The sequence below is a fragment of the Marinobacter albus genome, from assembly GCF_030238305.1.
In the GTDB taxonomy this organism is placed as follows: Bacteria; Pseudomonadota; Gammaproteobacteria; order Pseudomonadales; family Oleiphilaceae; genus Marinobacter; species Marinobacter albus.
Genome location: NZ_JASSQD010000003.1, coordinates 406,786 through 420,514, shown reverse-complemented (window position 1 = coordinate 420,514; position 13,729 = coordinate 406,786). Strand labels below are relative to the sequence as shown.

The 13,729-nt window shown below is 58.8% G+C and carries 13 protein-coding genes; 11 read left to right on the top strand and 2 right to left on the bottom strand.

Annotated elements, in window-relative coordinates; genetic code table 11:
• Positions 1-6 precede the first annotated feature (6 nt).
• Genes lepB through pdxJ form a run of 6 tightly spaced genes read left to right on the top strand, consistent with a single transcriptional unit; the run spans position 7 to position 4,293 of the window.
• On the top strand, positions 7-807 hold the full coding sequence (gene lepB, locus QQF73_RS16820) for a signal peptidase I (RefSeq protein WP_219868498.1): 801 nt from the start codon (positions 7-9) through the stop codon (positions 805-807).
• 27 nt (positions 808-834) lie between these two features.
• On the top strand, positions 835-1,224 hold the full coding sequence (locus QQF73_RS16815) for a DUF4845 domain-containing protein (protein WP_219868497.1): 390 nt from the start codon (positions 835-837) through the stop codon (positions 1,222-1,224).
• Positions 1,221-1,910 carry a ribonuclease III gene (gene rnc / locus QQF73_RS16810; RefSeq protein WP_219868496.1) on the top strand — a complete coding sequence of 230 codons (690 nt, stop codon included), beginning with the start codon at positions 1,221-1,223 and terminating at the stop codon, positions 1,908-1,910. The genes QQF73_RS16815 and rnc overlap by 4 nt, the downstream gene beginning before the upstream one ends.
• Positions 1,910-2,827 carry a GTPase Era gene (gene era, locus QQF73_RS16805; protein ID WP_219868495.1) on the top strand — a complete coding sequence of 306 codons (918 nt, stop codon included), beginning with the start codon at positions 1,910-1,912 and terminating at the stop codon, positions 2,825-2,827. Before rnc ends, era begins: the two co-directional genes overlap by 1 nt.
• A gap of 7 nt (positions 2,828-2,834) precedes the next feature.
• Entirely contained in the window at positions 2,835-3,563 is a 729-nt protein-coding gene (gene recO / locus QQF73_RS16800) for a DNA repair protein RecO (protein ID WP_285368918.1), read from the top strand.
• Positions 3,553-4,293, top strand: a complete 741-nt coding sequence (pdxJ, locus tag QQF73_RS16795; RefSeq protein ID WP_285368917.1) for a pyridoxine 5'-phosphate synthase — start codon at positions 3,553-3,555, stop codon at positions 4,291-4,293. The genes recO and pdxJ overlap by 11 nt, the downstream gene beginning before the upstream one ends.
• Before the next feature lie 22 nt (positions 4,294-4,315).
• On the opposite strand, the gene QQF73_RS16790 is transcribed toward pdxJ, so the two are convergent.
• On the bottom strand, positions 4,316-7,192 hold the full coding sequence (locus tag QQF73_RS16790; RefSeq protein ID WP_219868492.1) for an ATP-binding protein: 2,877 nt from the start codon (positions 7,190-7,192) through the stop codon (positions 4,316-4,318).
• Between the two features lie 224 nt (positions 7,193-7,416).
• On the opposite strand from QQF73_RS16790, the gene cysM reads away from it, so the two are divergent.
• The 5 genes from cysM to QQF73_RS16765 all read left to right on the top strand — a co-directional run bounded on the left by cysM (position 7,417) and on the right by QQF73_RS16765 (position 13,313).
• Complete coding sequence (cysM, locus tag QQF73_RS16785; protein ID WP_219868491.1) at positions 7,417-8,310, top strand: cysteine synthase CysM; 894 nt, start codon at positions 7,417-7,419, stop codon at positions 8,308-8,310.
• 29 nt (positions 8,311-8,339) lie between these two features.
• Positions 8,340-9,689, top strand: coding sequence for a 23S rRNA (uracil(1939)-C(5))-methyltransferase RlmD (gene rlmD, locus QQF73_RS16780; RefSeq protein ID WP_219868490.1), 1,350 nt, complete (start codon positions 8,340-8,342; stop codon positions 9,687-9,689).
• A 57-nt stretch (positions 9,690-9,746) separates the two neighbouring features.
• Complete coding sequence (gene relA, locus QQF73_RS16775) at positions 9,747-11,984, top strand: GTP diphosphokinase (RefSeq protein ID WP_219868489.1); 2,238 nt, start codon at positions 9,747-9,749, stop codon at positions 11,982-11,984.
• A complete protein-coding gene (gene mazG, locus QQF73_RS16770; RefSeq protein WP_285368914.1) occupies positions 11,981-12,838 on the top strand; it encodes a nucleoside triphosphate pyrophosphohydrolase in 858 nt (285 codons plus the stop codon). Before relA ends, mazG begins: the two co-directional genes overlap by 4 nt.
• Before the next feature lie 130 nt (positions 12,839-12,968).
• The gene (locus QQF73_RS16765; protein ID WP_285368912.1) at positions 12,969-13,313 is read left to right on the top strand and encodes a pilin assembly protein; all 345 of its coding nucleotides are present in this window, start codon (positions 12,969-12,971) and stop codon (positions 13,311-13,313) included.
• A 106-nt stretch (positions 13,314-13,419) separates the two neighbouring features.
• Here the strand turns inward: QQF73_RS16765 and QQF73_RS16760 are convergent, their stop codons facing one another.
• The gene (locus QQF73_RS16760; RefSeq protein WP_219868486.1) at positions 13,420-13,653 is read right to left on the bottom strand and encodes a hypothetical protein; all 234 of its coding nucleotides are present in this window, start codon (positions 13,651-13,653) and stop codon (positions 13,420-13,422) included.
• Between the last annotated feature and the right edge of the window lie 76 nt (positions 13,654-13,729).

The window sequence follows — 13,729 nt, the reverse complement described above, 5'->3', positions numbered from 1 at the left end:
ACCTGGATGGATATTGATTTTCCCCTGGTTCTGGTTGTTCTGACCTTTGCCACAGGTCTGATCTGGCTGGCGGACAAACTGTTCTTGAGAGAGCGCCGCCTGGCTGCGGCGCGCGCCAACGGCACGACAGCCGAAGATGCGGTTACGGACGAGACTGAGGAGCCGAAGGAGCCTTACCTGGTTGACCTTAGCCGGTCGTTCTTTCCGGTGTTGGCAATCGTTCTGGTGCTCCGGTCGTTTCTGGTTGAGCCCTTCCAGATTCCATCCGGTTCCATGTTGCCGACGCTCGAAGTCGGTGATTTCATCCTCGTCAACAAGTATGCCTACGGTCTTCGCCTTCCCGTTGCCGGTACCAAGGTTCTGGAAGTGGGCGACCCGGAACGCGGCGATGTCATGGTGTTCCGCTACCCGAAGGACGGCGAGACCAACTACATCAAACGGGTGGTTGGGATGCCCGGCGACCGGATTCGCTACCGGGACAAGCAGCTGTTTATAAACGGTGAGAAGGTCGAAACCCGGTTTGTCGCCCGTCTGCCTCCCGTGGAATTGCGCCGTGAAGACCTCGGCGAAGTGGAGCACGATATCTTCCTGACCATGGGCCGTCCCGGTGCGGCCGGCGAGGGTGAATGGGTCGTGCCGCAGGACCATTACTTTGTGATGGGCGATAACCGCGATAACAGCAACGACAGCCGCTATTGGGGCATGGTTCCCGACGAGCTGGTGGTGGGCAAGGCCTTCGGCATCTGGATGCACTGGAAATCACTTACCAGTCTGCCATCCTTTGATCGAGTAGGCGGCATTGAGTAATTCGAACGAGTCTGGAGTGCAGTAACAATGAAGAAAAACAAACTCTCCGCCATGGGGCGACAGGGCGGCGCCTCGGCTTTGACGGTCATGGTCATGGTGCTGTTCTTCGGCGGCCTGCTGACACTGCTGATCAAGCTGGGCCCGGTTTACCTGGATGACATCACCATTCAGGAGGCACTGGAAAGCCTGGACGGGACGGAAGGTCTGTCCAACATGGGGCCGGCTCAGGTGCGCACCTTGATCAACAAGCGTCTGAGTGTGAACAACGTGCGCGGTTTTGATGCCAAGAATATCTCCGTCGAAAAGAACGGCGAGTTCGTTGTGATCCTGGTGGACTACGAAGTCCGCAACAATCTTTTCCGTAATGTGGATACGGTCGTCCACTTCAAGCATGAATACGAGATGAAGGGCAAGTGAGTTCGCAACCGGATCTGGATCAGTTACAGCGCCGCATAGGCTATCAGTTCAAATCGCCCGAGCGGCTGATGCTGGCGCTTACCCATCGCAGTTATGGCAATCAGAATAACGAGCGCCTGGAGTTTCTGGGCGACTCCATTGTGAACATGGTGATTGCCGAGTACCTGTTTCTGCACTTTGAAAAGGCCCGGGAAGGCCAACTGAGCCGGTTGCGTGCTCGTATGGTCAAGGGGGTGACTCTCGCCGAGATCGGGCGGGAGTTCCAGTTGGGCAACTACCTGCGTCTGGGCTCGGGCGAGCTTAAAAGCGGTGGTTTCCGCCGGGAGTCCATCCTCGCCGATGCGGTGGAATCAATCATCGGTGCGATTTATCTCGACAGCGATTTCCATACCTGTCGGGAAAAGGTTCTGCAATGGTTTGAACAGCGGCTCGAGAAACTGGACCTTCAGGATACCCAGAAGGATCCGAAGACCCGCCTGCAGGAGTACCTGCAATCCCGTCAGTTCCCATTACCGCGTTATGACGTTATTTCTGTTGATGGCGAAGCCCACAACCAGACTTTCCATGTATCCTGTGCGTTGCCTTCGCTGGACCGTAAGACGACCGGAACCGGCAGCAGTCGCCGGGTCGCCGAGCAACAGGCAGCCCGTAACGCCCTGCAAGAGCTGGGCGTGGAGAACCAGTAATGAACGATATCACCCGTCCGGAAAACCCGGACAGTCGCTGCGGTTTTGTGGCGATTGTCGGTCGACCCAATGTGGGCAAATCCACATTGCTCAACCACATTCTCGGCCAGAAGCTGAGTATCACCTCGCGCAAGCCCCAAACCACCCGCCATCAGGTGCTGGGCATCAAGACCCTGGGACCCGTGCAGGCCGTCTACGTGGATACGCCGGGGATGCACGAGGAAGAGCCCCGGGCCTTGAACCGTTACATGAACAAGGCCGCGACGTCTGCGCTGATTGATGTCGATGTGGTGATCTTCGTCGTCGACCAGCTGTACTGGACGACCGCCGATGAACTGGTTCTGGAGAAACTCAGCAAGCTCAAATGCCCGGTCATCCTCGCGGTGAACAAGGTTGACAAGATTGAGAAGCGGGAAACCCTGTTGCCGCACCTGGACATGCTGTCCAAGAAGCGCGATTTCGCGGAGATCATTCCCTTGTCCGCGCTGAAGGAAAACAACCTGGAGCCACTGGAAGAAGCCGTTGGCCGGTTTCTGCCGGAAAGTGTCCACTTCTATCCCGATGATCAGATCACCGACCGTAGCGAGCGTTTTCTGGCGTCGGAGATCGTGCGTGAGAAGATTACCCGCCAACTGGGCGCCGAGCTGCCGTATTCCGTTGCGGTGGAGATCGAGGAGTTCAAGCGCGAAGGTAAGACCCTGCATATCTCTGCACTGATCCTGGTCGAGCGGGAAGGACAGAAAAAGATCATGATCGGTGACAAGGGAGAGCGCCTGCGCCGGATTGGCCAGGAAGCCCGGGCCGATATGGAGCGGCTGTTTGACAGCAAAATCATGTTGCGGCTCTGGGTCAAGGTCAAGAGGGGCTGGGCCGACAGCGACCGGGCCCTGAAAAGCCTCGGGATGAACGACCTCTGAGGCGTCTATGAGGGGGCCGGAGCAGCAGGAGCCCGCCTACGTGATTCACCGCCGGCCCTGGCGGGAAACCAGCCTTATGGCGGACGTGTTCACCCTCAACCGTGGGCGTATGACGGTCATCGCCCGCGGTGCCAACAGCGCCAAGAGTCCCCTAAAGGCTCAGTTGCAGCCGTTCCAGCCATTAATGCTGGACTGGACCGGACGAGGGGACCTGAAGACGCTCACCAATGTTGAAGTGCGCAGCGGGCCTTCCTTGCATCGCACGGCTTCGCTCTATAGCGGTCTTTACCTGAATGAGCTTCTGCAGCGCGTCATGCCGGCGGCGGATCCGCATCCGACACTGTTTGCTGCCTACATCGATGCACTCGCGGAACTGGCCGAAACGACCGACGTTGAACCCGTGTTGCGTCGATTTGAGCGCGCCTTTGCGGCCGCGCTCGGCTTTGATTTTGCCTGGGACCTGGTAACGGATACCGGACGAACCGTCGAGCCGGGCCAGCCGTATTGTTATGACCCCGAGCAGGGTATTGTGGCGTCTCCGGGGCCGGGCACCCGGCTGCAGAACCTGTCCGGGGACGTGTTACTGGCCCTGGCGTCGGGGGATCTGGAATCGGATTCGTCCCGGCGCACCGCCAAGCGGGTAATGCGGGTACTAACCGATTATCTTCTGCAGGGACGGCCCCTGCACAGTCGCAGTTTATTCAGTCACCTTCGGGGAGAACGGCATGAATCCTAGAGTCCTACTCGGCGTCAACATCGATCATGTGGCCACACTGCGCCAGGCTCGGGGGACGCGCTACCCGGATCCGGTTCAGGCCGCACTGGTGGCGGAGGAAGCCGGCGCAGACGGCATCACCATCCATCCTCGAGAGGATCGGCGTCACATTCAGGATCGGGATGTGCTCCTGCTCCGGGAGACACTGCAGACCAAGATGAACCTCGAAATGGCGGTGACCGACGCCATGCTGGCGTTTGCCGAGCAGGTCCGGCCGGAATGTGCGTGCCTGGTGCCGGAGAAACGCGAGGAACTGACCACCGAAGGCGGTCTGGATGTCGAAGGTCAGGAAACGAGGGTGGCCAAGGCGTGCGAGCGTCTTGCCCGACTCGGATCGGAAGTGTCGCTGTTCATCGACCCGGATCCGATCCAGATCGATGCAGCCGTCCGTTGTGGCGCACCGGTTGTCGAGCTGCATACCGGTGAATACGCGGAAGCGAAGACCGCCGGTGAAACCGAAGCCGCCTTCAAGGTTATCGCCGACGCCGTGGCCTACGCCCGGAAAAAGGGGTTGATCGTCAATGCAGGTCATGGCCTGCACTATCACAACACCGAGCGGGTGGCTGCGATTTCCGGAATCAACGAGCTCAACATCGGACACGCCATCATCGCCCGGGCCGTGTTTACCGGGCTGAAAGAAGCGGTCCGTGATATGAAGGCGATTCTGGATCAGGCCCGTGGCAGAATCTGACTGGCGCCGGTAACCCCGGTCTTCAGGTCGTTTCCGTTTGCTGATGCTGTTCCCGGAAGAGTAGTTGCCAGTCGGTCTGGTCGCTCCAGATCTGCAGGCGCTCCATGGCTGAGACCAGTTGGTCTTTCTGGTGCTCGATGTCCGGCGCCGAACATTTCAGCGCTGTTTCAAGACGGTTCGCGGCGGCCCGAAGCTCTGGAACCCCGCAGTAGCGGGTTGCCCCGTGCAGCTTGTGCACGCACTCCAGTAGGCCGTCCAGGTCGCCGTTGTTCCAGAACCCTTCCACCCTCGACTGGTCACTTCGCATCTGCTCAAGCAGCATGCTGAACAGCTCCTCGGCAAGATCTGCCTTGCCGGCGGCGAGCTGAATGCTTTCCTGGATACTGACACAGTCCTGCTGCATCTTGCGTGTGGATGGCCGCATGGCGCGCCGGGTATCCCGAACCTCGGGTACCAGAATCTGGTCTTCGCGATCGGGCCTGGTGCATACATAACCGGTGTAATCGCGGATGATGTCAGTCAACTGGGCGCTGCTGATGGGTTTCGGCATGTAGCCGTCAAAACCCTGCTGAATCAGGCGCTCCTGTTCGTCGGCGAGGGCGTGGGCCGTCAGGGCAATGATTGGAGTTCGGTGAGAGGTGGGGTCCATGTCACGCAACCGGGAGGTCGTTTCCACGCCGTCCATCCCCGGCATTTGCAGATCCATGAAGACCAGGTCAAAAGGTTTCTGCCGGGCCTTGCTCAATGCCTCGAATCCACTGGATGCGCCCTCGGCTTCAATCTGAAAGTCGTTCAGCAGGGTCATCACCAGTTTCAGGTTGGCGTCGTTGTCGTCCACCGCCAATACTCTGGGCACGTTACCTGCTGGAAGACGGGCCACCGAACTGTCGTAGTCCAGCGCCATTCGCCCACCGGAGCTGATGCCGTGCACGAGGAGCAGCAGTTCCTCGTAGAATGCATCCCGGCAGACAGGTTTGCTCAGGTGGCCGCTGGCGAGGCCGGAGAGTGCGCTGTCGTGGGTCTCAAGGGTGGGGGTCAGCAGCAGGGTGCGGCAATCCCGCTCGATCTCGAGGGTGCGTACCAGCCCGCAGTACTGGCTGGAATTCAGCAGGTGCCGGGTAATCCCGATAATGGCCAGGGCGTACCCGGCCTGGCTCTTCTGGGCCTCTTCAATCTGTTCCTGCATGGCAGCGGGTGAAGCCACCCGGTCAACGGTCATGCCCCAGTCCTTGAGCAGGTGCTCTACCGCCAGGCCCGTGGTTTTCTGTTGCTCGAGATAGATAACCCGCTCGCCACGAAGGGCGTCCCTGGGGGCAATGGCTTCGCCGGTGGCGGAAAGCTCGGAGGTCAGGGTGAACCAGAACGTGGAGCCCTTGCCCAGTTCGCTTTCCAAACCGATCTTGCCGCCCATCTCCTCCACCAGCCGTTTGGAAATGGCCAGCCCGAGGCCGGTGCCTCCATACTGCCGGGCGGTGGATGCGTCGGCCTGGCTGAAGGCATTGAACAGGGACTGCTGCTGGGCCCGGGACAGTCCCACGCCGGAATCGGTGATACTCAGCTTGAGGGTGACCCGGTTGCTGTCTTTTTCCTCTTCTTCGAGGCTTGCCCGAAGCACCACTTCACCGGTCTGGGTGAACTTGATCGCGTTGTTGACCAGGTTGGTAATCACTTGTTTCACCCGCAACGGATCTCCCATGATGTTGTCGGGCACGTCGTTGTATACCAGAGGCACCAGATCCAGGTTCTTGGCGTGGGCTGCCGGCGCCAACATGACCATCACTTCTTCGACAATGTCGCGAAGCTGGAAGGGGACGCGATCAAGGATCAGCTTGCCAGCCTCAATCTTGGAGAAGTCCAGGATGTCGTTGATGATCGTCAGCAGAATCTCCGAGGACTTGCGGATGGTGCTCAGATGGTCCCGTTGCTGGCGGGGTAGTGGGCTTTTGAGAAGCAGTTCGGTGAACCCGATGATGCCATTCAGCGGAGTGCGGATTTCATGGGACATGTTCGCCAGGAATTCGGACTTGATTCGGCTGGCTTCGAGCGCCTCCTTGCGGGCAAAGTCCAGCTCTATGTTCTGGATCTCGATGGTCTCGAGAGTTTCCCGGAGATCTTCCGTTGCCTGGTCAATGTTCTGCTGCATCTCGGCCTGGGCCTTGCTCAACTCCTCGGCCATGGCGTTCAGACCGGATTCGAGTTGCTCGAATTCGGGGCCGGCCCCGGTGAATACCCGGGTATCGAGCTTGCCCTCTTTGAGTTTGGCCACGGCTTCATTCAGTTCGAAGACCGGGTTGGTGAAGGCTCGACTGAGCCGGAGGGCGATGGCGAGGCTGATGACCACCCCCCCGAGCACCAGCAACAGCGAAATCAACAGGGCCTTGTAAGTTTCCTTTTCGGTCCGGACGTGGGACATCTCGACCGCTACCCAGCCTAATGGAGCGTCTGGCTGGGCCATCGATTCCCGGGCATCGGGGTCGAGAATGGTTTCGAGCATCAGGTCTTGCAGCGTGACCGGGGTGACAAATCGGGTACTGTTTTCCCGGCGCACGCTGGTCGCCGTTTCGGTCGGCAGTTCGTCCGCCGTGATGGAATCGGAGCTGCCTGGCCCGGTATGCAGAAGCCTGGCACCGTCGCTGCCGAAGAAGGTAATGGAGCGGACATCCTGCTCTTCCAGCAGGGCATTGGAAAGGCTGCTCAAGAGGCTGCGGTTGGCAGTGAACAGACCGTATTCGGAGCCGGCAGCCAACTGGCGGGAGAGCGACTCTCCCCGGTCTTTGAGCAGGCTCTCGATGTTTTTCACCCAGCTGTAGGTAAAAAACATACCCAGCATGAGTGTGGTGAGCAGGGTAGGGACCAGCGTCACTACCAGTACTTTTTTGCGAATGCCCCAGCGTCGCATACCTGTTCCTGATTTATTGCCTCGGCCCCGGGAGCAATTCCGGAGTCACGTCCCTGTCAGAATAGATGATCCGGAGGCCATTGACTGAGGTATTAGTCCCACGGCCACCTGATATCGTGATTTGGTTATAGCCACGGGTCATGGATATAGCTAGAAGCTGTATTGGGAGACTGCGGTCATAACGAGTATCATGCGAACGCAAAAGTGTACCACAGGGTAATGATATGAATTTCCCCACGATTGAAGATTATGTCGGGCATACCCCACTGGTTCGCCTGCAACGTCTCCCCGGTGAGACCTCCAACACGATTCTCGCCAAGCTCGAAGGCAATAACCCGGCGGGTTCCGTGAAAGACCGGCCGGCGATCAGTATGATCCAGGAAGCCGAGCGTCGTGGCGAGATCAAGCCGGGCGACACCCTGATCGAGGCAACCAGCGGTAATACCGGTATTGCACTTGCCATGGCCGCCGCCATCAAGGGCTACCGGATGGTGCTGATCATGCCGGCGAACATGAGTGAAGAACGGCGGGCCTCCATGCGGGCCTATGGCGCGGAAATCGTTACCGTGAGCAAGGAAGAAGGGATGGAGACGGCCAGGGACCTGGCGTTGCAGATGGAAGTCGAGGGTAAAGGCAAGGTGCTGGACCAGTTCAGCAATGCCGACAATCCCCTCGCTCATTACCGCACGACGGGGCCGGAAATCTGGAGCCAGACCGAGGGCCGGGTAACCCACTTCGTGAGTTCCATGGGTACGACCGGGACGATCATGGGGGTTTCCCGGTACCTGAAAGAGCGCAACCCGGATATCCGCATTATCGGGCTGCAGCCGAAGGAAGGAGCGGCCATCCCCGGAATCCGTCGCTGGCCGGAGGAATACCTGCCCAAAATCTACGACGCCACGCGGGTGGATCAGGTGCTCGATATCGGCCAGGAAGAGGCGGAGAATACCATGCGTGCCCTGGCTTCGGAGGAAGGGATATTCTGCGGCGTGTCGTCCGGGGGCTCCATCGCCGCAGCACTGAAACTTTCCGAACAGGTTGAAAACGCCGTTATCGTTGCCATCATCTGTGATCGCGGCGACCGCTATCTGTCCACCGGCGTCTTCCCGGGCGCCTGAACCGGACCCTTTCATCAAGAGTAACCAGTATGAGTAGACGACGCCGGAAGGCTCTTCCCAAAGAGCCCGTGCGCTGCGACATCGAGAAGCTGAGTCACGATGGGCGGGGTATTGCCCGTCAGGACGGCAAAACCCAGTTCGTGGACGGCGCCCTGCCGGGTGAAACCGTCATGGCCAAAATGGTGGGCACCCGCAGCAAGTTTGACGAGCTGCGAACCCTGGAGGTGCTTGAGAGCGTTGCGGAACGCCAGACGCCCCCATGTGACTTTGCCGATCTGTGCGGTGGCTGCAGCCTTCAGCACATGAGCGGCGACGCCCAGATCCGGTTCAAGGAGGATACGCTGCGGGAACATTTTGCCCATTTTGGAGGCATAGAGCCGGAAGAGTGGGTGGCTCCGATGCGCTCGGAAAACACTCTGGGCTACCGCCGAAAGGCCCGTTTGGGCGTCCGTTACGTTCCGGCGCGGGAGTCGGTGCTGGTAGGTTTTCGCGAGAAGCGGAACAGCTTCCTCACTGACATAGACCGGTGTGTCGTTCTGGATCCCCGAATTGGTGAACGGATTCTGCCGCTGCGCGAACTGCTCCACGGCCTCGATGCCTACAATCGCATCCCGCAGGTCGAAGTGGCGTGCGGTGATGACGAGGCAGTCATGGTCTTTCGCAACATGGACGACCTGAGCGAGGACGACCGGAGCCGGCTTGTCGCGTTTGGTCAGGCCCACGATTTGCATATCTACCTGCAGCCGAAGGGGCCGGATACGGTGCACCGGATCTGGCCTGTATCCGCGGGCCATGAAGACGAGCGCCTCAGTTACCGGCTTGACGAATTCGACCTGACCATGAAATTTCATCCCATGGACTTTACCCAGGTCAATGCAGGTATCAATCGCACCATGGTACACAGGGCTGTCGAATGGCTGGATGTCCAGCCCGGAGAAAGGGTGCTTGATCTGTTCTGCGGACTCGGCAATTTTACGCTGCCGCTTGCGCGAAAAGGTGGTCAGGTCGTCGGCGTGGAAGGGGATGATGCGATGGTGGTTCGCGGCCGGGAAAATGCGGCACTGAACGGCCTGGAAAACGTGGCTTTTCACGGTGCCGATCTGCACGGGGACTTCACCGGCCAGAGCTGGGCGAAAGAGGGGTTTGACAAGATCCTGATTGACCCGCCGCGTTCCGGTGCGGAAGAAATCTGCAAATACCTGACCGCGTTTGGAGCTAACCGGATCGTCTACGTATCGTGCAACCCGGCAACCCTGGCACGGGATGCGGGAGTTATGGTGCGCAACGGCTATCGGCTTGTGCGTGCCGGTGTGATGGACATGTTCCCCCATACCACTCATGTTGAATCCATCGCCCTATTTGAGCGGGATTCCGGCTGACGGAACAGATATGTCCCAGGGATGGGTGCGGGAACCAGCAGAAATGGCAAAACCGATATGGTAAAAGTTCGCGAAGATTATGCATTAACCGGTGACGGCGAGGTGGACATCGAAAGATGGGTCCAGACAATCGCTGCTCAGACCCATCTGGACGATGTCGATCAGTTTCGCAAAGCTTGCGAAAAGGCGGCGGAGATTGATCTTCAGGCATTTCGCGAGGACCGACTCTGGGCACCGGGGTCCAGCAGTTTCCGAATCGGCATTGAAATGGCACAGGTTCTGGCGGAGTTGCACCTGGACCAGGCCAGCCTGGTTGCCGCGATTCTCTACCGGGCCGTTCGCGAGGAGCGGGTGCCGCTGGATAACGTGCGCAAGGAATTCGGCGACGAAATTGCCGGGCTGATCAACGGTGTCCAGCAGATGGCGGCCATCTCGTCCATCCATCATCCGCTCAAGGGCAATGTCCTGGGGCAGAGTGAGGGCCAGCTCGACAACGTCCGCAAAATGCTGGTCACCATGATCGACGACGTTCGGGTTGCCCTGATCAAACTCGCTGAACGTACCTGCGCGATCCGGGCGGTGAAGAATGCGCCGGAAGAAAAGCGTATGCGGGTGGCGCGCGAGGTGTTCGACATATACGCCCCGCTAGCCCACCGACTCGGGATTGGTCATATCAAGTGGGAACTGGAGGACCTGTCCTTCCGGTACCTGCACGAGACTGCCTACAAGAAAATCGCCAAGTTGCTGGATGAAAAGCGGCTGGATCGGGACGATTACATCAGACGTGTCATTGACGCTCTGCACAAGGAACTGGACGCCTCCGGTATCGTCGGGGACCTGTCGGGCCGGGCCAAGCACATCTACAGCATCTGGCGGAAAATGCGGCGCAAGGGCATCGACTTCTCCCAGGTCTACGATGTGCGAGCGGTCAGGATTCTGGTGCCCGAGGTCCGCGACTGCTACGCCGCACTGGGGATTGTTCACAGTCTGTGGCGCCATATCCCCAACGAATTTGACGATTACATCGCCAATCCCAAGGAAAACGGTTACCAGTCGCTGCACACCGCCGTGATTGGCCCCGAGGGCAAGGTGATGGAAGTCCAGATCCGTACCCATAAAATGCATGAGGAAGCAGAGCTGGGCGTCTGTGCTCACTGGCTGTACAAGGGCACCGACAGGGGGAACAAATCTACCGGCTACGACGCCAAGATCAACTGGCTGCGTCAGGTATTGGAATGGCAGGAAGATCTGGGAGACCTCTCGGGCCTTGCCGACCACCTGAAATCGGATGTCGCGTCGGACCGGGTTTACGTGTTTACCCCGGAAGGACACGTGGTGGATCTGCCCCAGGGCGCAACACCGGTCGACTTTGCGTACCGGGTTCACACGGAGATCGGTCACGCCTGCCGCGGCGCGCGGGTCAACAACCGGATTGTGCCGCTGACGTACCCGCTGAAAACCGGCGATCAGATTTTCATCCTTACCTCGAACAACCCGGCACCCAGCCGGGATTGGCTGAATCCGAGCCTGGGTTACGTTCAGACGTCCCGCGCCCGGGCCAAGGTGACCCACTGGTTCAAACAGCAAGACCGCGGTCGCAATGTCATCGATGGGCGAGCCATTCTTGAGGATGAATTCAAGCGGCTATCACTGTATGACGTCAATTTGAACGATCTGGCGGAAAAGGTGAACTATCACGGTTCGGAGGACATGTTTGCCGCCATCGGCGCCGGTGATCTCCGGCCGGCCCATGTCGCGCATGTTGCCCAGCAGATGCTGGAGCCCAAATCCGAGCAACTGGATCTGAAGTTCAGTGCCCAACGCCACAAGCCCTACGACACCGCAACCGATATCCAGATACAGGGTGTCGGGAAGCTCAAGACCCAGGTGGCCAAATGCTGCAAGCCACTTCCCGGGGATCCCATTGGTGGTTACATCACCGTCGGCCGGGGGGTGACTGTGCACCGTCAGGATTGCCTGACTTTTCTGAACCTTCGGGAGTTTGAGCCCAACCGGATTATCGAAGTCAGCTGGGGCGGTCAGCCCGCGGCCGTGTATCCGGTGGATATTCAGATCGAGGCCTATGACCGCTCCGGGCTGTTGCGGGACATTACCCAGGTGCTCTCGGCTTCAAAGAGTGATGTCCTGGCCCTCAATACCCTGACCAACCAGGATGAGAACACGGCAACCATGACGGTGACGGTGGAGATATCCAGCCTCGAACAACTGGCCCGGCTGCTGGCACAGATTCGCAACCTGCCCAATATCATCGACGTGAGGCGCAAGCGCGGATGAGCTATTCCATAGACGACCTGAAAACCCTGATGGCGCGTCTCAGGGATCCGGAAACCGGCTGTCCCTGGGACACAAAGCAGACCTACGGAACCATTGTTCCGCACACGCTGGAGGAGGCCTATGAAGTCGCCGATGCCATCGAACGGGAAGACTACCCCCATCTCAAGGATGAACTCGGGGATTTGCTGTTTCAGGTGATCTTCTATACCCAGATGGGGAAGGAGGATGGGCATTTTGATTTCGATGGCGTGGTCGACAACCTGGTTCGCAAACTGGTCCGGCGCCACCCCCACGTGTTTCCGGAGGGTACGCTGGACAGTCGGATCGATCCGGACAATCGGCCCGATGAGGCCTGGATCAAGGAAAGCTGGGAGCGTATCAAAGCCGAGGAGAGAGCACTGGTTCCGACTTCGGATGCGCCCGTCAGTCGGCTAGATGGCATCGCCCGGACCCTGCCGGCGATGGCGCGCGCCGAGAAGCTTCAGAAGCGGGCGGCCAGGCACGGATTCGACTGGCCGGAAATTGGCCCGGTGTTCGACAAGCTCCACGAGGAAATCGATGAGCTCAAGGAAGCCTGGCATGCCGCCCAGAGCGGAACCGGTGATCCGGATGCGGTCGAGGATGAGCTGGGTGACCTGCTGTTTGTGTGTGTGAATCTGGCACGCTTCATGAAGGTTAATCCCGAGCAGGCCCTCAAGCGCACCAATCACAAATTTGATGCCCGGTTCCGGGCGATTGAGAGGGTGCTCACGCGAGAAGGCCGCGACATGGACGAGGAATCCCTCGAAGCGCTGGACGCCGTGTGGCAAGCGGTCAAGGGCGTGGAAAAGGGGAGCTCCGGGAACAGAGAATAGGGCAACGGTAAGTACAATCCGTTACCAATTACCAGGTTCCCGCCGCAGCCGCTTCGTCTACACTTCGGGGAACGGACGCACTGATTCCGTGCGCCGTGCGCCATCAATAAGATGCAGGAGTGAAGGCACCATGAAAATCAAGGATCTGGTCAATTACTGGGACAAACATGCGCGCGGACGATTGACCCGCGACGCCTACTTTATGGCGTTGTCCGACCAGCATCACAAGCGTTTGGACAAACTGGCAGCGCTCTACCCGATGAAATCACCGCAGGATTTGATGCGTGACCTGATTTCAGCTGCGCTGGACGAAATGGAAACCAGTTTTCCCTATGTTCAGGGTACCAAGGTGGTGGCTTATGATGAGGACGGCTTTGAAATCTATGAGGACCAGGGGCTGACCCCCAGGTTCGTGAGTCTGAGCCAGAAGCATATCCAGCGTCTCAAGGCCCGTCAGCTGGAATCGGTCGCCTGACCGGTTGACAGCCCAAGGCCTGTCCCGATCGAATTGACGGAGTGGCGTTCGCCACTCCGAACCTACGCCCTACGCTCTGTATTTCCTGCCCGGTGTTTCGGGATTCTTACTTGTCTTTGTTTTCCAGCTTGTCTTTCAGCGGACTCTGGCGGACCAGATCGTCCAGGGCCGCGCCAATCATGTCGTTGAGAATGTCGCTTTCACTGCGGTCCGGATACAGTTCTGCCAGGGCGGCAATCCGTGCTGCGTCCTCCAACGGCAGGCGCAGGTTGTAGTCGTGGGTCCGCTCCACGGGTTCTTTTTGCTTTTCCCAGTGCTTGGGCAGATCAGTTACTTTCATGAATACTCCTTGCGGCCAAAGGCTTGAAACGCCAATAGACTTTCTCGACTATTCCTTAGTATCGTAAGTTTACTTC

Excerpts from the sequence above, each read along its gene's own strand:
- pdxJ (WP_285368917.1), top strand. The coding sequence starts at position 3,553 with ATGAATCCTAGAGTCCTACTCGGCGTCAACATCGATCATGTGGCCACA.
- QQF73_RS16765 (WP_285368912.1), top strand. The coding sequence starts at position 12,969 with ATGAAAATCAAGGATCTGGTCAATTACTGGGACAAACATGCGCGCGGA.
- QQF73_RS16815 (WP_219868497.1), top strand. The coding sequence starts at position 835 with ATGAAGAAAAACAAACTCTCCGCCATGGGGCGACAGGGCGGCGCCTCG.
- lepB (WP_219868498.1), top strand. The coding sequence starts at position 7 with ATGGATATTGATTTTCCCCTGGTTCTGGTTGTTCTGACCTTTGCCACA.
- relA (WP_219868489.1), top strand. The coding sequence starts at position 9,747 with ATGGTAAAAGTTCGCGAAGATTATGCATTAACCGGTGACGGCGAGGTG.
- rlmD (WP_219868490.1), top strand. The coding sequence starts at position 8,340 with ATGAGTAGACGACGCCGGAAGGCTCTTCCCAAAGAGCCCGTGCGCTGC.
- era (WP_219868495.1), top strand. The coding sequence starts at position 1,910 with ATGAACGATATCACCCGTCCGGAAAACCCGGACAGTCGCTGCGGTTTT.
- mazG (WP_285368914.1), top strand. The coding sequence starts at position 11,981 with ATGAGCTATTCCATAGACGACCTGAAAACCCTGATGGCGCGTCTCAGG.
- cysM (WP_219868491.1), top strand. The coding sequence starts at position 7,417 with ATGAATTTCCCCACGATTGAAGATTATGTCGGGCATACCCCACTGGTT.
- recO (WP_285368918.1), top strand. The coding sequence starts at position 2,835 with ATGAGGGGGCCGGAGCAGCAGGAGCCCGCCTACGTGATTCACCGCCGG.
- QQF73_RS16790 (WP_219868492.1), bottom strand. The coding sequence starts at position 7,192 with ATGCGACGCTGGGGCATTCGCAAAAAAGTACTGGTAGTGACGCTGGTC.
- QQF73_RS16760 (WP_219868486.1), bottom strand. The coding sequence starts at position 13,653 with ATGAAAGTAACTGATCTGCCCAAGCACTGGGAAAAGCAAAAAGAACCC.